Origin of the sequence: Micromonospora sp. NPDC049047, assembly GCF_040649135.1 — a bacterium.
In the GTDB taxonomy this organism is placed as follows: Bacteria; Actinomycetota; Actinomycetes; order Mycobacteriales; family Micromonosporaceae; genus Micromonospora.
Genome location: NZ_JBEZEY010000034.1, coordinates 14,765 through 33,610, shown reverse-complemented (window position 1 = coordinate 33,610; position 18,846 = coordinate 14,765). Strand labels below are relative to the sequence as shown.

Here is an 18,846-nt window from a genome sequence, read left to right as displayed (position 1 = left end):
CCCCAGGGATCTTGAGCGCCCAAAACTACGCCACTGTAGTCAGCGCCGGTGCCGCAGGGGCATCACCCGGAAGGTCCACATCGGACCGGGTCACATCGCGGGCGTGAAGCTCTGCCGGATCATCGGCAAGTATGCCGCGTTGACCTGCCAGTCGAACTCTTTTGTCAACCACGAGACGGTGTAGGAACGCGTGGCCGAGGTGTTGGCCAGCAACCGGAAACTGTGTAGCTGATCGCCGGCGGCGTTGCGCCAACCGCACTCCCAGACCGCGCCGCCCCTGAAGATGTCCATCGCGGAGATGTCCACCCCGACGTAGCCGGTCAGCAGCGCGTCGCCGGTGGTGAGCCGCGCCTCCTCCGCCTTCAGGTACGCCACCGGGTCGGCCCGCGCCGGCCCTGCCTCGACACTGAGTACCCGGGCGCCCCCCTGCTCCCGGAAGCAGGTCACCGCCCCCTCGGTCCAGCGTGTCCAGCCCACCGGCGCGGCGATCCGAAACCCGGTCGGGTCGTCGTGCCACGTCCAGCCCTCGCGCAGTCGGTAGGGCGCGTCCGCCGGGCGCGACATCGCGACCACCGGAGTGGCCGACGGTGGCGGCGGCGGTGGTGCCGCGCAGGCGAACGCGGCCGGTCGGGCGGTCGGCGCGCCCCCTCCGGACCCCGACGGTGGTGTCCGCTCGACGGTGCGGTCGACAAGTGCCAGCGTCACCCCCGCGGCGACGAGCAGGGCGGTGACCGCGCCGCCGAGGACGATCAGACGACGCCGGCCGGGCCGGGTACCCGGCGCGCGGGTCCGCGTCGGTGCGTCGCCGGGTGGGCCCGGCGGGTCGACCGGTTCGGGCCGCAGGGCCCGGCTCGCGCTGCGTACCGCGCTCACCGCCGAGGACGGCATCGGGTCGACCGGCTGCTCGTGGCCCGCGGCGGCGCTGCGCAGCAGCGGTTCCACCTCGGTCGCGGTCAGCCGCCGCCAGGGGTCGCGTTGCAGCAGGCCGGTGAGCGCGGGGCGCAACGGACCGGCGCGGCGCATCGGGTCCGGCGGGTCGGTGGCCAGCGCGCTGAGGGTCGCCATCGCGCTGGACCGGGCGTACGGTGACTGCCCCTCGACCGTCGCGTAGAGCGTCGCGCCCAGCGACCACAGGTCGGTGCGCGGATCGGACACCCCCTCGCGGGCCCGCTCCGGCGCGACGAACTGCGGCGAGCCGAGCACCGTGCCCGGCCCGGTCATGGCACCCTCGCCGCCGTCGAAGGTGGCCAGCCCGAAGTCGGTGAGCACCACCCGCCCGTCGTCGGCGACCAGCACGTTGTGCGGTTTCACGTCGCGGTGCAGCACCCCGGCGGCGTGCGCGGCCCGCAGCGCGGCGAGCACCGCCAAGCCGATCTGGGCGGTGCGCTGCGGGCTCAGCGGCCCCTCGGCGCTGATGATCTGCTGCACCGACCGGGACGGCACGTACTCCATCACGATCCAGGGGCTCTCCCGGTCGTGCACCACGTCGTAGATCCGGACCACATTGGGGTGACTGAGCCGGGCGGCGGTGCGCGCCTCGCGCAGCGTGCGCAGTCGCGACTCCTCGCGCTCGGCCTCGGACAGCCAGGACGGCGGCACGACCTCCTTCACCGCGACGTCGCGGTGCAGCATCTCGTCGCGAGCAAGCCACACCCGACCCATCCCGCCGGTGCCGACCAGGTCGAGCAGCCGGTACCGACCCGCGATCAGCAACTGATGCACGGTCGCTCCCCCTCGGTCACCCCGTGTTACACGATAGCCACCGTCGGCCGCATTCTCATCCGCTGAGCGGCCTCGATCCACGCCGGACGGTGGTCGGGATCATGGCCATACGGTGCAGGTCAGCGGGGTGGTCGGAAACTTTCTCGCACCACTGCCCAGTCGGCGTCGGCTGCCGCCCAGTCCCCGTCGTCGGTGATCCAACCCAGCGTCCACGGGCCGGCGCCGACGACGAGTTGTCGGGCGTGGAGCATGGGCCCGTCCGGAGTCCGCCAGCGGCACTCCCACTCGGCGCCACCGTCGCTCGCGGAGAGTCGGATCTCGTCGTACGCCGGCAGTGCCCCGGCGCGGGCCGCCGCGTCACGGACCGCCCGCAGCCCGGCCAACGGATCGGCGGTGCCACCCGCGCCGACGCTGAACGCCCGGCCGGTCGCCGGGTCCTGGAAACAGGCCACCACCCCGTCGCGGGAGTAGTACCAGGTCGCCGGCACGGAAACCCGGAAACCGGCGGTGTCGGCGTGCCAGACCCAGCCGGACGGCGGGCGGAATCGTTCGCCGGGAGCCGGCGCACCGGCCGACACCGGGGCACCGCCAATGTCCGGTCGAACGCAGGCGAACGGTGGCGGGGCCACGCCGCGCCCGCCGGGTGGCGGTTGGTGACGGTCCGGGCCGGGACCGTCCCGGCCGCCGTCCCACCGGGCGCGCGGGGGTGGGTCGGTGGGTCCGCTCGCGGTGTCGGTGGGCTGGTCAGCGGTGACGGCCAGCGCGGTGCCGACACCGGCGGCCACGGCCACCAGCAGTGACACGGCGACAAGCGCGACCCGTCTCGTCGAGCGCCGCCCGTTCGAGCCGGAAAGCGTCGCAGCCGGCTCACCTGGTGCGGCGGCCCCACCGGCCGCGGGCAGCGCAATTGTCGGCTCCTGTTCGGCCAGCTCGTCGGTACCGGCCGGCGGTGCGCCCGCGGCCGGGCCGAGCCGGCCCGCCGCCGAGGCACCCGCCGGCCGTGCCGACGCCAGCTCCGTACCCGACGCGGCCGACGTCGGCTCCGCCGCTGACGCGGCCGACGCAGCTGACGTCGGCTCCGCCGCCGACGCGGCCGACGCAGCTGACGTCGGCTCCGCCGCCGACGCGCCCGACGCCACCGACCCGGCCGACGCCACCGACGACGACGCCGCCGACGTCGCTGCCGAGCCGGCCGGGGGTGGGTCGGTGCGGCCGGTCGCGGCCCTGACCAGCAACCGGCGGGCCGCGTCGTGGTCGAGGCGGTCGCGCGGGTCACGGCGCAGCAGCCCCGCGAGGACCGGCGCGAGCACTCCGGCGTGCGGGGCCGGGTCCGGCGGTCCGGCGGCCAGCGCGCTCAGGGTGGCCATTGCGGTGCTGCGGGCGTACGGGGAGCGGCCCTCCACCGCTGCGTGCAGGGTCGCCCCGAGGGACCACAGGTCGGCGGCGACAGTGGACGCTCCCTCGGCGGCCCGCTCCGGGGCGACGTACTGCGGGGAGCCGAGGACCATGCCGGGGCGGGTCGTCACGCCGTCACCGCCGTCGAAGGTGGCCAGCCCGAAGTCGGTGAGCATCACCCGCCCGTCGTGCGCCACCAGCACGTTCTGCGGTTTGATGTCGCGGTGCAGCACCCCGGCGGCGTGCGCGGCGTGCAGCGCGTCGAGGACGGCCAGGCCGACCCGGGCGGCGCGGCTCGGCTCCAGCGGCCCCTCGGCGTCCACCACGTCCTGCAGCGTGCGGGACGGGACGTACTCCATCACGATCCACGGGCTGCCGTCGACCGGGATGACGTCGTAGAGCCGGACCACTGCGGGATGGTTGAGCCGGGCCGCGGCCCGCGCCTCCCGCAGGGTGCGCGAGCGCAGTTCGTCCCGCTCGTGGTCTCCCAGCCAGGTCGGCGGCACGATCTCCTTGACCGCGACGTCGCGGTGCAGCATCTCGTCGCGGGCCAGCCACACCCGACCCATGCCCCCGCGCCCCACCAGGTCGAGTAGCCGGTACCGACCGGCGATCAGCACCTGCGCACGCTCCTCCTCCACCGCTGTCCGGGCTACACCCTAACCAGCGGATCGGGAGTCACCTATCGGTAGTCCGACTTGGCTCAGCAGGCGGCGTGGTCGACGCGTGCCAGCAGATTGCCCTCCGGTATGGCAATCCGGGCACGTCCGCCGGCCAGTCGGGCGGAGGCCCGCCGGGCCTGGAGCGGGTCGTGCTCCCGGCGGGCCGCGGCGTAGCTCGCGGCCGTGCGGGCGGCGATCGTGGCCCAGCCGTACTGTTCGCCCACCATGGTGCGGGCCCGGCGGGCCACCCGCCGGGCGAAGATCTCGTCGTCGAGCAGTTGGCCCACCGCGCCGGCGAGCGCATCCGGGTCGCTGTGCGGGAAGGTCACCCCGGTTACGCCGGACTCCACGATCTCGGCGAGGCCGCCGGTGCGGGCCACCGCCAGTGGCGCCCCGGCGGCGGCCGCCTCGAGCGCCACCATGCCGAACGGCTCGTAGAGGCTGGGCACCACCGTCGCGTCGGTGGCGCCGAGCATCGCCGGCAGCTGGGTGGAGTCGAGGAACCCGGTGAACCGGACGGTCGAGCAGAGCGCCAGCCGGCGGGCCTGGTCTTCGAGCTCGGACCGGTACGGGCCGTCACCGGCGATCACCACACGCAGGCCCTGGTGCTGCTCGCGCAGCCGGGGCACCGCGTGCACCAGGTGCTGCACGCCCTTCTCGTAGACCAACCGGCCGGCGTACCCGATCAGCGGGCCGTCCGCGGCGAACCGGGCCCGGGCCGACGCGACCGCACGCGGACGCGCCCGCCAGGCCCGGCCGTCGACCCCGTTGGGCACCACGTCGACCTGGCTGGCCGGGATGTCGAACAGGGCCTTCACCTGCTCACGCATGTACCCGGAGCAGACGATCACCCGACCGGATTCGGTGCTGAGCCATTGTTCGACGCCGTGGATGGTGCGGTTCATCTCCTCGGGCAGCCAGCCCTGGTGCCGTCCGGCCTCGGTGGCGTGGATGGTGGTGACCAGGGGTAGGTCGAGGTGGTCGCGCAGTGTCATGGCGGTGTGGGCGACGAGCCAGTCGTGGGCGTGGATGACGTCGTAGGCGCCGGCTTGGGTGGCGCGTAGGGCGGTGCGGGTGAGGGTGTGGTTGAAGGCCATGGTCCAGGCCAGCAGGGAGTTGGTGGCGAGGGGGAAGGTGACGGGGTCCTCGGCGGCGCGCAGGATGCGGACACCGTCGGCGTACTCCTCCATGGGTGCGCCGTCGGTGTGGCGGGTGACGACGGTGACCTCGTGGCCGGCGGCGGCGAGGGCGACGGAGAGTGCGTGCACGTGGCGGCCGAGGCCGCCGACGAGCACCGGCGGGTACTCCCACGACAGCATCAGCACCCGCAGGTGCCGGGCGGGGTGAATGTCGATCACGTGGGCGTCGGGTGACATGCGGCCCCCTTTGAGTTGTCCCCGGGCGCGCGCCGACCGACACCGGAAGTCGATGTCGCCGTCGCGTCTGGATCGGGGCCAATCCTGCCGCGATCGAGATAACCGGCGGCGACACCGCCGTTGCGGTCGTGTAAAGCGCTACTGGCCCTTTCGGCGCACCCGCAGCAGCTCGGCCACCGACCACGCCTGAAAGGGGCAGCCGGTCGCGGCGTGCGGCGCGAGGCCGTCGGCCGTCTCGCTTACCGAGCCTAATCCATATTCGGTCAGATGTGACTCAATCCCAACGAACGCGTCATCGACTGACATCTTCCTCCGGCGGGCGGCGTCGACGTACGGGCCGAGCAGCCACGGCCACACGGTGCCCTGGTGGTAGCCCCCGTCGCGTTCGGCGGGGCCACCCCGGTGCCGGCCCACGAACTCCGTCGAGTCGGGGGCGAGGCTGCGGGGCCCGAGCGGGGTGAGCAGCCCGTCCGCGACGCGGCGCAGCGTCGCCTCGTCCGGCTCCAGCGGCGCGAACGGCAGCGACCAGGCCAGCAGCTGATTGGGCCGCAACGCGTCGTCGTCGTGCAGGGCCGCACCCCCGAGGGGGTACGCCGGCGCGGGCGCGTCAAGCACGTCGTGCAGCCACCCGGTCGGCGCCGGGAAACGCTCCCGGAACGAGGCGGTCGCCTGCCCGTGCCGTCGCCACAGCTCGTGCGCGTCGTGCCCGGCCAACTCGGTCAGCTCGGCGAGCCCGGCCAACCCGTTGATCCACAACGCGTTGACCTCGACCGGTTTGCCGGTACGCGGGGTGACCGGCACCCCGTACACCCGGGCATCCATCCAGGTCAGCGCGGTGCCCGGGGCGCCCTGGGTGAGCAGCCCGTCGGCCGGGTCGACGGCGATGCCGTAGCGGGTGCCGGCGACGTGGGCGTCGATCACCGCGCGCAGGGCGGGCAGCAACTCGTCGCCGAGGTCGGTGTCGCCGGTGACGGTGACGTGCCGGCTCACCGCGTGCAGGAACCACAGCGTGCCGTCGACGGTGTTGTACTCCACCCGACCGGTGTCGGCGGTGTTGGCGAGCATCCCCTCGGACAGCGTCGCCGCGTAGGACCGCAGTAGCGCCTTGCCCAGGTCGGCGCGATTGGTGCAGAGGAACAACCCCTCGTACGAGATCATGGTGTCCCGCGACCAGGCCCCGAACCAGGGGTAGCCAGCCACCACGTCCGCCGGCGCGTCGTTGGTGCGCACCACGAACGCGTCGGCGGCCAGCGCCAGGGTGGCCTCGACGTCGTCGGCCGGCTTCGCCGTCGCCACCACCTGCCGGTTGCGCCGCCGGGCCGTCGCCACGATCTCCTCGGCCGGCCCCGGCTCCAGGTCGAGCTGGCCGGCCCAGGCCCGCACCGACACCGTGTCACCGGGGCGTTCCAACTCTCCGGAGAAGCGGCCCGCGTACCAGAGGTCCTCGTCCGGGTGTAGGCCCCGGTTGGCCTCCTCGCGGTGGTGCACGCCCAGCCACCACTGCCCCTCGGGCGTCCAGCCCGGCCCGGCCAGCCGGTACGCGCCCTCGACCACCGCGCCGTCGGCGACCGCCTCGACCTGCGGGGTCGGGCCGTCGGCCCGCCGCTCGCCGTGCGCGTCCCGCCAGGTGCAGGCGGCCGACAACTCCAGCCGGACCGGCCCGCCGGCGACCAGCCGGTGCACCACCGCCACGCAGGAGCGGCCGGGCAGCATGGCCACCTCCCGTTCGATCACCACCGCGCCGATCCGCCACCGCCAGCGGGGCAGCCCGTCGATGAGGTCGAAGCGCTCCAACAGCTCGAAGCCGCGTGGGTCCACGTCACCTGAGGCCCACTCGTGCGCGCCGAGCCGCACCCGCGCCCCGGACGGCAGGGTGACCGCCGGATCCAGACTTACCAGTCCCACCTGGCGGGAGGCCGGGGTTTCGCCGGGGACCACGAGCAGACCGTGGTAGCGGCGGGTCCGCAGCCCGGCGACGGTGCCCATCGCATATCCGCCGACACCGTCGGGCACCAGCCACTCCCGGCTGGCCGCGCTGGTCAGATCGCCGCAGACCTGCGGACCGAAGTGAATGTCGATCAACTTTCCTCCACCGGCGGCAAGGTGTAACACGCCACGACGACAATGGCTGCTGTGGTCAAGTACGGAGACGGCGTCAAGGATGTGTACGTGATCACTGACCGATCGTCCTCCGACGCCTCGCCACCCGACGCTGAGCGGCTCCGGCTCGCCCAGGCCGACTCGGGGGAGCAGGACTGGCGCGCATGGGGTCCCTATCTGTCCGAACGGGCGTGGGGGACGGTACGGGAGGACTACAGCGAGCACGGTACGGCCTGGGACTACTTCCCGCACGACCACGCGCGGTCCAGAGCCTACCGGTGGAATGAAGACGGGATGGCCGGCGTCTGCGACGAACGACAGACGTTCGCCTTCGCTCTCGCGCTGTGGAACGGCAGGGATCCGATCCTGAAGGAACGGATGTTCGGCCTCGGCGGCGACAGCGGCAACCACGGCGAGGACGTCAAGGAATACTGGTGGTACGAGGACTCCACGCCCACCCATTCCTGGATGCGCTGGCGTTACCACTACCCGCAGGCCGCCTTCCCGTACGACGAACTCGTCGCGGTGAACGCGTTGCGCGGCCGCGACGACACCGAGTACGAGCTTGTCGACACCGGAATCTTCGACGACGACAGGTACTGGGCGGTGACAGTCGACTACGCCAAGGCGTCCCCCACCGACCTGTGCATCGTGGTGACGGTCACCAACCGGGCCGACCGGGCGGAGACCCTGCACGTGCTGCCCACCCTGTGGTTCCGCAACACCTGGGCCTGGGGCCTGCCCGGCGGTGACCGGATCCCCCGGTTGACCGGCCAGGGCACCCGGCTCGTCGGCGAGCACCGGGTGCTCGGCCAACTGCTGCTCGAGGGCGACGGCGGGCCGGTGCCGCTGCTCTGCGACAACGACACGAACGCCGAACGGCTCTGGGGCCTGCCCGGCCGCTCGAAATATCCCAAGGACGGCATCAACGACCACGTCGTCAACGGCGCGGCCACTGTCAACCCCGACCGGGAGGGCACCAAGGGCGCGCTGCACTACGTGCTCGACGTGCCGGCCGGCGGGCAGCGTCAGATCCGGCTGCGGCTGACCCGTACCGCGTCACCGCCGGCCGCCGCGCCGCCCCCGCCGGCCGACCTCAGCGACGGCTTCGAGGCGGTGGTGTGGGCGCGGCGGGCCGAGGCGAACAGGTTCTTCGCCGGGGTGATCCCGCCGGCGGCCACCGCCGACGAGGCGCTCGTCGCCCGGCAGGCCATCGCCGGGCTGATGTGGGGCAAGCAGTTCTATCACTTCGACGTCAAACGCTGGCTCGAAGGCGACCCCGGCTCGACACCGCCGGCCGGGCGTCGGCACGGGCGCAACAGCGCCTGGTGGCACATGACCAGCTTCGACGTCATCTCCATGCCCGACCCCTGGGAGTATCCCTGGTACGCGGCCTGGGACCTGGCCTTCCACTGCGTGAGCATCGCCCGGGTCGACCCGGGCTTCGCCAAGGAGCAACTGCTGCTCCTGCTCCGCGAGTGGTACCTGCATCCCAACGGGCAGATCCCGGCGTACGAGTGGGCGTTCGGTGACGTGAACCCGCCGGTGCACGCGTGGGCGGCGCTGAAGGTGTTCGAGATCGACGGCGGTCAGGACTACGAGTTCCTGGGCCGGGTGATGCACAAGCTGCTGCTCAACTTCACCTGGTGGGTCAACCGCAAGGACACCGGCGGCAACAACGTCTTCGAGGGCGGCTTCCTCGGGCTGGACAACGTCGGGCCGTTCGACCGCTCGGCGGCGCTGCCGGTGGCCGGTGTGCTGGAGCAGTCCGACGGCACCGGCTGGATGGCGATGTACGCGCTGAACATGCTGGACATGGCGATCGTGCTGGCCGAGCACGACCGGACCTGGGTGGACACCGCCACCAAGTTCTTCGAACACTTCGCCTACATCGCCGCCGCCGCGTACGAGCAGGGGTTGTGGGACGACGAGGACGCCTTCTTCTACGACGTGCTGCGCCTCGCCGACGGCACGAAGGTGCCGTTGAAGGTCCGTTCCGTCGTCGGTCTGCTGCCGTTGGCCGCGACCACCCGGCTCACCGCGAAGACCCTGCACCGCATCCCGGAGTTGGGCGCGCGGTTGCGCTGGTTCCTCACCAACCGACCGGAGTACGCCCAGGTGATCGGCGTGCGCCGGCTGGGCCCGGACGGCCGGCAGCAGCGGCTGCTGTCCATGGTCGGGCCGGAGCAGGTGGTCCGACTGCTCGCCCGGATGTTGGACTCCGACGAGTTCCTCTCCGACTTCGGCCTGCGGACGCTGTCCCGCGCGCACCTGGACAAGCCGTTCTCGGTCACCCTCGGCGGGCAGGAGTTCTCCGTCGGCTACGAGCCGGCCGAGTCGACAAGCGGTCTGTTCGGCGGCAACTCGAACTGGCGTGGCCCGATCTGGATGCCGACGAACTTCCTGCTGATCAGTGCGCTCCGCGACTACGCGGCGTTCTTCGGCGACGACCTCCAGGTGGAATATCCGACCCGCTCCGGGGTGAAGCACACACTCGACGAGATCGCCGACGACCTCTCCGCCCGGCTGATCTCGCTCTTCACCCAGGACGACTGGGGTCGGCGGCCGATCTACGGTGCCGCGCAGATGTTCCAGACCCACCCGGACTGGCGCGACCTGATCGCCTTTCCCGAGTACTTCCACGGCGACAACGGGGCCGGTCTGGGCGCCTGGCACCAGACCGGCTGGACCGCCCTGGTGGCCGACCTGATCCTCACCCTGCGCCGCTGACCACCCACCCCGGCGCGGCGCGGTGCGCCGTGTCCGCGCCGCGCGTAGTCCGGGGCCGCCGCGGCCATGATCGTGCTCGATCCATGTTGTGGTGGTGTCCTTGCGTCCGGAGGCCACCACATCCTCGATCGAGCACGATCATGCGCGCAGCGCGCAGCGGGCTGCGCTAACCGCACGCGGCGTTGTGGCTGGCGACCAGGCTCGGCAGCTCGTCGAGCGAGTCGATGCGGAAGAGGCACTGCGCGGCCACGTCGGGAAGGTCGAGGATGTGACCCCACGGGCCGCGCCGGATCAGGCACGTCGGCATGCCGAGCTCCTGGGCCGGGCGTACGTCGTTGTCGGGCCGGTCGCCGACGTACAGGATCGTCGACGGGTCGCCGCCGCCGGCGCTGACGACCTGCTCGAAGAAGGCGGGCGACGGCTTCGCCACTCCCCACCCGTGCGACGTGCCGATCACGTCCACGGGGAGGTCGAGGGCGCGAAGGGACGCCTCGGCGTGCGCCGGCTGGTTGCCGGCCAGGCCCAGGAGCAGGCCCTGTTCCTTGAGGGAGATCAGGCACTGCCGGGCGTCCGGGTAGAGATCCTCCTCGCCGAACGACTCGGCCTGGCCCGCGGCGGCCCGCCGCTCAAGCTCGGCGTCCAGGTCGAAGTCGGGCCGGAAGGCCCGGAACGTCTCCTGATAATCAAGCCCTCTGGCGATCACCGCGCCCAGGACGGCCGAGAGCGTGTGCCGGGGCACACCGAACCAGTCGGCCCAGGTCGCGAACTCGCGGGACTCGTCGAGGATCGTGCCACCGACGTCGAAGAAAACCGCCTTGATCACTGCGCCCCCCGGGTCACGGTCGTGATGTCGGTGCAGCGTAGCCGCTTGTCGCCTGTGGACAGGGGGCGAGGGAATGGCACTCACGTCGTACCGTGTGCCGGTGCATGTCCTTGACGATCCGGCCCTGTCGGCGAGGGTGGCCCGCTTCCTCGCCGCGCACGGGCAGCGGTGGCCGAGCACCCCGGTCGAGCAAGTCCGGCGGTTGGCGAGCGCGGACGGACCGGACGGGCCGCTGGCCGTGGTGCCCGACGAGCTTGTCGCGGTCGCCGTCGCGTTCGAGCAGCGGTACGGCGGGCTCGCCTACCGGCTCAGGACCAACGGCAACCACATGGAGTACGGCCTGGACGGTGAGGCGTACTTCCGCTGGACCGCCGAACACGGGTGGATGTTCCCGGCAGCCGTCGACGGGGACTGGACCTGGGGTGTCGATGTCCTGCTCGACGGGCGGACCGCCATGGCCCCGGGTGAGTGGCCGTACCGGCTGATCGACAGTGCCGTGCAGCAGCGGCTGGAGAAGCACGCGCTGCTGGCGGAGGTGCGGCTCTGGCCGCACGTCACGCTCACCTACGAGACCGAGACCCTGGTCCCGCCGACGGTCACAGTGACCGGTGTCCCCGAGGTGCCCGAGGCCACCGGCCCGGCCGACCGTTGGTGGTACGACGGCGAGGTGGCCGCACACCTCTCGCTCCGCGGCTGGCCGGCGGGGACGGACCACTGGGTGCTGCGGTGCTTCTCCCGAGCGAGAGCTGGGTTGTCCGGCGTGCTCGACAGGCTCAGCGCGGTCGGCGAGTTGGACGACTGGTGCTCGATCTGCGGCCGGGCCCTCCAGCCGTCGTTCCGTTCGTACGTGCCCCAGGGCGGCGAACTCGGCCTCTGTCTGCCCTTGCCGGTAGCCCGCTGAAGCGTGCTCCGCCCACGTTTCCTGGCGCTGCGCCGACGGCGCCGAACGTGTCGACCATTCACTATCGTGAACGTCCATGGGGGAGTCGGCCGAGCCGGTGGGTGAGGTGCTCGTACTCGGGCAGTCCCGGGTCTGGCCCGCCGTCGCGGTGCCGGCTGCGGTCCTGATCGGGCTGATCGTCGGCGCGGTGCTGCTCGACTGGGTCAGCTGGGGCGGGTTGCTGCTCGGCGCCGTGTCGATAGTTCTCGCGTTCCTCCAACGGCGCAACGCGGTGTTGGCTGACGACACCGGTCTGCTGGTGCGCGATCGGGGCGGCTTGCGGCGCTCGTACGCGTGGCCGGAGATCGAGCGGATGGGCTGGCAGAATTCCGGAATGTGGGGGAGTTCCCTGGTGGTGTATCCCCGCGGCGGCCCCTACGACGTACCCGGACCCAATGCGTCCGTCACCGTGGCACGCATCTGGCGACCGACACGCGCACACCTCGCCGACCCGATGCCCGCGCTGCTCCGGACGCACGGCATCAAGACGATCAGCGAGCCCTGACCCGCTCAGGGGCGAGGTGGCTCATGATTCATGACCAGTCGCAGCGTCCGGGCGGCCGTGGGTGCGAAACCCAGGGCGCGGTAGATCGACTCCCCGTCCTCGCTGGCCTTCAACTCGATCACCGTCACCCCACGGTCGTGATACCAGGCCAGCAGGGCCTCCAGGCAGGCTCGGGCGTAACCGCGGCGGCGATGGTCGGGGTCGGTGGCGACGTTGAAGACGTACCCGGTCGCACCGCTGGGGTTGATCGGTCCGCCGAGTCGGTGCTCGACGACGCCGACCACGCACGCCGCCAGCTCGTCGGGCACGTCTGGCTTGTCGACCACGTATGCCGCCAGCGAACCCTCCGGATCCGTGAGGTGTCGCCGCAGCGCCCGCAGGGCTTCGTCCTGCCACGGGCCGGGCTCCGGCGCCCGCCCGTCCATGGCGGTAAGCAGCACCCCGCGCAGCCGCACCAGTTCCCGGGCATCGTCGATGGTCGCCCGGCGTACGGTGATCACACGCCAGACCCTAGGCCTCTTGCCTCTTGCCTCCAGGACTGGCCACGACGACCGGCGGCGGTGCGCTGAACTACCTGTCTAGTAAGGCGGGGTGGGCATTTCCGGCGCGCGCCGACGTGACCGTCGGGAGTCCGCGCCGACCACGGCGAGCAGTACCACGGCGGTGGCGGCGCTGGCGATGAGCGGGTTGAGGTGCGGTGCCACCGGCACCAGCAGGCCGAGGGTCAGCAGGCCGGCCGTGCGCGATGGGGAGACCCGGGCGAAGACCTGGTATTCCAGGGCCGCCCGGCCGGCGAGGAAGAGCGCCGGGCCACCGAGGATGGCGATGAGCCAGGCCGCCGAGAGGTGCCGGAGTGGTTCGGTGATGACCAGTTCGAAGCCGACGCCGGTCAGTACGATTCCCGCGATCATGATCAGGTGGGTGAAGGCCATGTCGGTGGCGAGCCGGGCGGCGTCGCGGGAGTGGCCGATGGCGGCGTCCAGCAGTCCTCCCGCGACGTGGAAGTAGATCCGCCACAGCAGGACGGTGCTCGCCATGGCGAGCAGGAAGCCGCCCGTCTGGTCGGCGTGGAACTCGCTGCCGCTGAACGCCAGCCCGATGACGAAGATCGCCTCACCGAGGGCGATGAGCAGGAACTGTTGGTACCGCTCGGCCAGGTGCTCGGCCGCGATGGCCTGGACGCCGAGCCGTCGCGCGCCGAGTCGCGGTGTCGGCCAGCCGAGGAACAGGCCGGTGTAGTCGATCAGCACCGCGGCGGTCCAGAGTGGCCCTCGGACGTTTCCTTCGGCGGCCAGGGCACCGATGACCCAGAGTGGCGCGCTCATGCCGAGCCAGAACAGCACCCGGATGGATTGCCGGGGGTCCGGTCGGCCGTGCGCGGCGAGGTGGAAGTAGATCACCCGGCCGATCTGCAGGCTCACGTAGGTGATGGCGAACAGGGGTGCCCGCGCGCCGAAGCCGTCGGGGACCGCGACCGCCATCGTCATGGCGCCGACCACTGTCATCACGATGACGATCTGGACGATCGGCGCCTCCGGGTCGAGCCAGCTGGTCGACCAGGCAGTCAGCGACCAGACCGCCCAGAGCGCCAGGAACAGCAGCAGGGCCTGACCGAGGCCCGCGTACACGCCCCGCTGGCCGTCGGTGAAGTCGCTGATCACCCGGGCCGAGATCCGGGTGAGGGCGAAGACGAAGACCAGGTCGAGGAAGAGTTCCAGGAACGTCGCTCGTTGCCGGCTGGCGGCGCTGCGCACCAGCCCTTCGGCGCGCCGGTCGCTCATCCGTCCGCCACGGGCCGGTGCCGTGCAACGACCACGTGCCCTCCCGTCGTGGTGATCTCCTCACCTAACGACTGACGGTTGGCGGTGGCACGTGGGGCGGAGAAGCTGACCTGTTCGCCTTACGACGGTTGTAAGGTCATGCGGCGACCACACCGAGAACGCGGGCTCGCAACAGGCGCGGCGAGGGTGCCCAGCTCCGGGCGGCGACGCCGCTGTTTCCCTGGCCGCCGAACCTGCCGGCGCCCCCCCGTAGGCCGGCTGGCATTGCTGGTCTGACCGGCCCAAACAGTCGCCAATCCGTCACCAGCCGGCTGCGCTCGGTGTCCGCCCTTACGCTCAACTGCGTGCCCGGACCTGCCGAGAACGCCACCGAACAGGACCGGCGTGACCTCTGTGTGCCCGGATCTGGCGAGCAGGCCACCGAACGGGACCGGCGTGACCTCATCGTCACCGTGGCGCGCGAGCTGGCCGAGGCGGAGGGCTGGGCGGGGGTGAGCACCCGGCGGCTCGCCGAGCGGGCCGACGTTGACGTCGGGGACCTCTACCGGCACTTCCCGGATCTTGACGCACTCCTCGCCGCCGTGGCCGTCTGCGCCTTCGCCGATCTGGCCGCCGATCTGGCGGAGGCGCACGCGGAGGCAACAGGCAGCCCCGAGGGGGCCTGGCCGGCGGTCGCGACCGCGTACCTCGACTTCGCGTACACCAATCCGGAGGTCTATGACGCGATGCTCGCGCTGACCCCCGACCTGGCCCTCGGCGTCGATGGCGTCCCGGCCGCGCCGCGGGCGGTCTTCGCCGAGCTGCGCGCGGCGCTGACCCCGTTGGCCGAGGGGCGCGACCCGGACACCCTCGCCGAGGTGGGTTGGAGTCTGTTGCACGGCGTGGTGATGCTCACCCGGGGTGGTCGGCTCCGCCCCGAGGGGCAGGAGGAACGCGAGGTGTTGATCGCTCAGCAGATGCTGCGCTGGCCGTGACCGACGGTGCGGTCAGTCCGTGCGCTCGCGGTCGGCCGGCCCCCCGTCGCCGATCTCCCGCCTATCCTGTCCCTTCGACCCGGCGGGTGACGTCACGGGGGAGGGGAGACGGTATGACGGACGGTGCGGTGGCGCGGCGGCAGGCGCAGGTGCTGATCTTCGATGCGGACGACACGTTGTGGGAGAACAACGTCGTCTTCGAGCGGGTGATCGACGACTTCCTTGAGTGGCTCGACCACCCCACCCTGGACCGCACCGAGATCCGGCTGATCCTCGACGACATCGAGCGGGCCAACACGGTGGCGCACGGGTACGGCAGCAAGGTCTTCCTGCGCAGTCTCGCGGAGTGCCTGGAGCGGCTGCGCGAACGGCCGGCCACCGACGCCGAGCGTCAGGAGATCGAGCGTCTGGCAGTCGCTCTCGTCGAGCACCAGGTGGAGCTGATGCCCGGGGTGGCCGACGCGCTCGACGAGCTGGCCGGCCGGCACGAGCTGCTGCTGCTCACCAAGGGGGACAAGGCGGATCAGCAGCGCAAGTTGGACGCCTGCGGGCTGCTGCACCACTTCCGGGCCGCGCACATCGTCGCCGAGAAGGACGTCGAGACGTACCGGTGGCTGGTCCGGGAACACCGCCTTGATCCGCCCCGGGCCTGGATGATCGGCAACTCCCCGAAGTCGGACATCCTGCCGGCCCGCGCGGCCGGGTTGAACGCGGTCTTCATCCCGAACGAGAACACCTGGGTGTTGGAGCACGACGAACTGGACCCCACCGACGCCGGGGTGTTGCGGCTCGCCGCGTTCCGCGACCTGGTGCGGCACTTCTGAGCGTTCCGAAAGCCAACAGCGTCAGCGATCATGGTCGCGTTACGGAGACTTGTCTGATTTTCACACTGGGCTCAGGCACGCCGTCGGTCGCCCGGCACTGCTTGTCCGCCCGGTCCGGCTCGGCCTAACCTGGCTCGGCGCTCACGGCATTCGGGGTGTCTGCCGGGGGTGCGCGCCGGTGTTCGGCGGCTGGCACCGTGGAGCTGAGTGCCGGAGCTGTCCGCTCCCATCCGGACGGCAGCGGGTCAGGACCGGGTAGTTGCGGACCCGGCCCTGACCCGGCCACGGATCGACCCCGCCACCGGCGAGCCGGGCAGACCGCGCGCCGGTTGGACTGTGAGGATGACGGGATGAACCGCCGAGCACTCCTGTCTGGCGCTGCCGCGGCTCTGGCGGCACCTGTCCTGTTCGCCCCGACGACGCCCGCGCTCGGCGCGACCCGGCCGAGGCCGCCCGAGGCTGCCACGCCGCCGCCCCGCCGCAGCGGACCGAGCACCCCGCGCCGTAACCTGGCCGCCCGGTTGACCACCCTGCCGACACAGACTCGGCAGGTGCTCGTCGTCGGCGCCGACAGCTACACCACCACGTACGCCACCCTTGAGGCGTACGTGCGGATCCGGGACCGCTGGCAGCCGGCGTCGGCCGCGTTGCCGGCCCGCCTCGGCTCCAGGGGTTTCAGCGACAACCACGTGGAGGGCGTGCCGACCACCCCCACCGGTGTCTACTCGATCGGCCCCACCATGTACGGCATCGCCGCCAACCCGGGAGTGCGCTACCCCTATCACCAGTTGGTCAGCGGCGACTGGTGGAACGAGAACCCGTCCTCCCCGCGCTACAACACCTTCCAGCACAGCTCGACCAGCCCGGGTGGGGCCAGCGAGGCGCTGTGGCAGGAGACCCCCTCGTACACGCACTTCGCGGTGATCACCTACAACATGCCGCCGAACGTGCCGACCCCGATCCCCAACGCGGGCAGCGGCATCTTCCTGCACCAGTTCCGGGTCAGCGCCGGCAACGCCACCGCCGGCTGCGTCTCGCTCGCCCACGACCACCTGGTCGGCGTGCTCAACTGGCTGGACCCGGCACTCTCGCCGCGCATCGTGCTCAGCCCGTACGCGCAGCTTGACCGATATTGACCAGCGTCGTGCGGGCCCGGCCTCAGGAGGTCTCGCCCCGGACGATCGCGACCGCCACCCGACAGAACTCGTCCATGTCCGGGTTGAACCCGGCGGCGATGTCGGGATGCAACCCGGAGCGGGTCTCCTCCAACAGTCGCTGGCAGACCTGCTCGACCGGTTCGCCGCCGTAGCCGGCGCGGACCCGGTCGGTGGCCGCCTGAAGCGCCGAGGTCAACTGCTCTTCCAGCGGGCCCCGTAGCTTCTGCTGGACCGGGTCGAGCCCGCGTGGGTCGAGCGTGACATGTGGCTCCGACATCGGTGCTCCCTTCATCGGCGTCCGCGATACCCCACCGCGATCGTCGGTCAAACCCCGTCCGGCACGGCGGCGACCCGCACCTGGTACGAGAAGTCCTCGCCCGGCTTCTCCTGGTACGACAATCGGCGGATCTGCCGGTCGTCGTGGTAGAGCGCGACGTCCACCAGCACACCGAGGTGGGTGAGGCCGATTGACGACACCCGCTTCTTGTCCTGCAACACGGCGCAGACGCCGCCGAGCAGGGTGCTGGCGTCGGCCGTGCGGTGCCCGGGCGGGCATCGCAGGACCAGCTCCACCTCGATCGGCCCGGGCAACGGCGTCCAGCCGGTGCGCTGAGCCGCCGCCAGGGCGGCCTGGAGCAGGGTGCGGACCCTCGTCGCCTGCCGATGCCCGGCGGCGAAGATGGACAACGCTTCGGTCTTGACCGGTGGCAGGCCGCTCACCTCGAACGTCAGGGCGAGAGCGCGGGTGTCCTGCACGAGCACCTCCTCGTTGGGACGATCCTGCCGAACCGGGGGAGCGGCGGTGGGACGTTCCCGCGATTACCAACCGATCGGGCAGGCAGGGGTCGGCCGGAGGCGTGTCGACGGCGGCGGCGAGCGCCCTGGCTGCGGCGTGAGGAAAACGCTAGCCGACGGCGCCCGCCCCCGGTAGTCGGCCAGTTACCCGATGGGGTGCGGCGGAAAGGCGCAGAACTCGTTGCCCTCCGGGTCGGCAAGCACCCACCAGCGGGCCTGGGGGTGTGGCTCCCGCAACAGGGTCGCGCCCGCGTCGATGAGCGCGGTGGGCTCCGGGTCGACCAGGTCGACGTCCCAGTGCAGCCGGTTCTTGACCGTCTTGGGCTCGGGCACCCCGACGAAGACCCAGTAGTCCCAGGGGAAGCCGGCCGCGCCGCTGATCCCCGCGTGGCTTGACTCGTCCTCGACGGTGCCGCCGACCACGCCGGCCCACCAGGTCGCCTGCGCGAGCGGGTCGGCCGAGTCGACGACCAGCTCGAACGGGCCCGGCCGGGCGCCCTCGCGAGCCGGGAACGCGCAGAACTCGTTGCCCTCCGGGTCGACGAGCACCCACCAGGTCGCCGCGCCGGCCGGTTCGCGGACCAGCCGGGCGCCGGCTGCGAGCAGCGCCGCCGGGTCCGCGTCGGCCAACCGCAGATCCAGGTGTACGCGGGTCTTGCCGACCCGTGGCTCGGGCACCTTGTTCACCCAGATCGATTCGGCAGGTGAGCGTGCGGAGCGGGGGTCGACCCGGGTGTCGTCGTCGCCGGCGTCGGCCACGTCGGCGTCGAGCATCCGGGCCCAGAAACCGCCGAGGGCGAGTGGGTCGGCGGCGTCCAGACAGAGATCCTTGAAGCGCGCGATCATGTGTCGGCCGGGTCAGTGCTGCTTGGCCGAACCGACGAAAGCCTTCCAGGCCGCCGGATCGACACGCAGGGTGTCGCCGGACCGGGTCGACTTGCGCCACTGTGGGGTCAGCATGTCCATGACTTCGCCACTCCCTTGATCAGCTCGGTTGACTGCCGGCGGGGAACGCCGCGTTCCGCACGATCTCCCACGTCTTCGCCAGCTTAGCGACGTCGG

The 18,846-nt window shown here is 71.9% G+C and carries 17 protein-coding genes; 6 read left to right on the top strand and 11 right to left on the bottom strand.

Features of this window, described 5'->3' with window-relative positions:
• Window positions 1-90: 90 nt before the first annotated feature.
• From AB0B86_RS32380 to AB0B86_RS32365, 4 genes are all read right to left on the bottom strand, one after another.
• Entirely contained in the window at window positions 91-1,722 is a 1,632-nt protein-coding gene (locus AB0B86_RS32380) for a serine/threonine-protein kinase (RefSeq protein WP_357407293.1), read from the bottom strand.
• Window positions 1,723-1,841: 119 nt separating this feature from the next.
• Complete coding sequence (locus tag AB0B86_RS32375) at window positions 1,842-3,758, bottom strand: protein kinase (protein ID WP_357420460.1); 1,917 nt, start codon at window positions 3,756-3,758, stop codon at window positions 1,842-1,844.
• A gap of 62 nt (window positions 3,759-3,820) precedes the next feature.
• A complete protein-coding gene (locus AB0B86_RS32370; protein ID WP_357407289.1) occupies window positions 3,821-5,155 on the bottom strand; it encodes a glycosyltransferase family 4 protein in 1,335 nt (444 codons plus the stop codon).
• Between the two features lie 138 nt (window positions 5,156-5,293).
• On the bottom strand, window positions 5,294-7,237 hold the full coding sequence (locus tag AB0B86_RS32365) for an amylo-alpha-1,6-glucosidase (RefSeq protein WP_357420458.1): 1,944 nt from the start codon (window positions 7,235-7,237) through the stop codon (window positions 5,294-5,296).
• A gap of 42 nt (window positions 7,238-7,279) precedes the next feature.
• Between AB0B86_RS32365 and AB0B86_RS32360 the strand changes: the two genes are divergently transcribed.
• Window positions 7,280-9,985: a glucosidase gene (locus tag AB0B86_RS32360; RefSeq protein WP_357407285.1), complete on the top strand. Its 2,706-nt coding sequence runs from the start codon at window positions 7,280-7,282 to the stop codon at window positions 9,983-9,985.
• A gap of 166 nt (window positions 9,986-10,151) precedes the next feature.
• Here the strand turns inward: AB0B86_RS32360 and AB0B86_RS32355 are convergent, their stop codons facing one another.
• A complete protein-coding gene (locus AB0B86_RS32355; protein ID WP_357407283.1) occupies window positions 10,152-10,808 on the bottom strand; it encodes an HAD family hydrolase in 657 nt (218 codons plus the stop codon).
• Between the two features lie 100 nt (window positions 10,809-10,908).
• Between AB0B86_RS32355 and AB0B86_RS32350 the strand changes: the two genes are divergently transcribed.
• Window positions 10,909-11,709: a hypothetical protein gene (locus AB0B86_RS32350; protein ID WP_357407281.1), complete on the top strand. Its 801-nt coding sequence runs from the start codon at window positions 10,909-10,911 to the stop codon at window positions 11,707-11,709.
• Window positions 11,710-11,785: 76 nt separating this feature from the next.
• Window positions 11,786-12,253 carry a hypothetical protein gene (locus AB0B86_RS32345; protein WP_357407279.1) on the top strand — a complete coding sequence of 156 codons (468 nt, stop codon included), beginning with the start codon at window positions 11,786-11,788 and terminating at the stop codon, window positions 12,251-12,253.
• A gap of 5 nt (window positions 12,254-12,258) precedes the next feature.
• Here AB0B86_RS32345 and AB0B86_RS32340 read toward each other — a convergent pair whose 3' ends face one another.
• Window positions 12,259-12,753 (bottom strand): N-acetyltransferase, encoded by a 495-nt coding sequence (locus AB0B86_RS32340; RefSeq protein WP_357407277.1) that lies wholly within the window; start codon window positions 12,751-12,753, stop codon window positions 12,259-12,261.
• A gap of 78 nt (window positions 12,754-12,831) precedes the next feature.
• Window positions 12,832-14,034, bottom strand: coding sequence for a low temperature requirement protein A (locus tag AB0B86_RS32335; protein WP_357407275.1), 1,203 nt, complete (start codon window positions 14,032-14,034; stop codon window positions 12,832-12,834).
• Window positions 14,035-14,378: 344 nt separating this feature from the next.
• Between AB0B86_RS32335 and AB0B86_RS32330 the strand changes: the two genes are divergently transcribed.
• The 3 genes from AB0B86_RS32330 (at window position 14,379) to AB0B86_RS32320 (ending at window position 16,968) form a co-directional block, all read left to right on the top strand.
• Complete coding sequence (locus AB0B86_RS32330) at window positions 14,379-15,008, top strand: TetR/AcrR family transcriptional regulator (RefSeq protein ID WP_357407273.1); 630 nt, start codon at window positions 14,379-14,381, stop codon at window positions 15,006-15,008.
• Between the two features lie 113 nt (window positions 15,009-15,121).
• The gene (locus AB0B86_RS32325) at window positions 15,122-15,832 is read left to right on the top strand and encodes an HAD family hydrolase (protein ID WP_357407271.1); all 711 of its coding nucleotides are present in this window, start codon (window positions 15,122-15,124) and stop codon (window positions 15,830-15,832) included.
• Window positions 15,833-16,182: 350 nt separating this feature from the next.
• Window positions 16,183-16,968, top strand: a complete 786-nt coding sequence (locus AB0B86_RS32320) for a L,D-transpeptidase family protein (RefSeq protein ID WP_357420455.1) — start codon at window positions 16,183-16,185, stop codon at window positions 16,966-16,968.
• Between the two features lie 22 nt (window positions 16,969-16,990).
• Here the strand turns inward: AB0B86_RS32320 and AB0B86_RS32315 are convergent, their stop codons facing one another.
• From AB0B86_RS32315 to AB0B86_RS32300, 4 genes are all read right to left on the bottom strand, one after another.
• Window positions 16,991-17,266, bottom strand: coding sequence for a hypothetical protein (locus AB0B86_RS32315; protein ID WP_357407267.1), 276 nt, complete (start codon window positions 17,264-17,266; stop codon window positions 16,991-16,993).
• Window positions 17,267-17,313: 47 nt separating this feature from the next.
• Window positions 17,314-17,745 carry a hypothetical protein gene (locus AB0B86_RS32310; RefSeq protein ID WP_357407265.1) on the bottom strand — a complete coding sequence of 144 codons (432 nt, stop codon included), beginning with the start codon at window positions 17,743-17,745 and terminating at the stop codon, window positions 17,314-17,316.
• A 183-nt stretch (window positions 17,746-17,928) separates the two neighbouring features.
• Window positions 17,929-18,630 carry a VOC family protein gene (locus tag AB0B86_RS32305; RefSeq protein ID WP_357420453.1) on the bottom strand — a complete coding sequence of 234 codons (702 nt, stop codon included), beginning with the start codon at window positions 18,628-18,630 and terminating at the stop codon, window positions 17,929-17,931.
• A 12-nt stretch (window positions 18,631-18,642) separates the two neighbouring features.
• Complete coding sequence (locus tag AB0B86_RS32300; protein WP_357407261.1) at window positions 18,643-18,750, bottom strand: DUF397 domain-containing protein; 108 nt, start codon at window positions 18,748-18,750, stop codon at window positions 18,643-18,645.
• Window positions 18,751-18,846: the final 96 nt, after the last annotated feature.

Coding starts and splice junctions, on each gene's coding strand:
- AB0B86_RS32370 (WP_357407289.1), bottom strand. CDS start 5,155: ATGTCACCCGACGCCCACGTGATCGACATTCACCCCGCCCGGCACCTG.
- AB0B86_RS32360 (WP_357407285.1), top strand. CDS start 7,280: ATGGCTGCTGTGGTCAAGTACGGAGACGGCGTCAAGGATGTGTACGTG.
- AB0B86_RS32345 (WP_357407279.1), top strand. CDS start 11,786: ATGGGGGAGTCGGCCGAGCCGGTGGGTGAGGTGCTCGTACTCGGGCAG.
- AB0B86_RS32335 (WP_357407275.1), bottom strand. CDS start 14,034: ATGAGCGACCGGCGCGCCGAAGGGCTGGTGCGCAGCGCCGCCAGCCGG.
- AB0B86_RS32325 (WP_357407271.1), top strand. CDS start 15,122: ATGACGGACGGTGCGGTGGCGCGGCGGCAGGCGCAGGTGCTGATCTTC.
- AB0B86_RS32320 (WP_357420455.1), top strand. CDS start 16,183: ATGAACCGCCGAGCACTCCTGTCTGGCGCTGCCGCGGCTCTGGCGGCA.
- AB0B86_RS32315 (WP_357407267.1), bottom strand. CDS start 17,266: ATGTCGGAGCCACATGTCACGCTCGACCCACGCGGGCTCGACCCGGTC.
- AB0B86_RS32305 (WP_357420453.1), bottom strand. CDS start 18,630: ATGATCGCGCGCTTCAAGGATCTCTGTCTGGACGCCGCCGACCCACTC.
- AB0B86_RS32300 (WP_357407261.1), bottom strand. CDS start 18,750: ATGGACATGCTGACCCCACAGTGGCGCAAGTCGACCCGGTCCGGCGAC.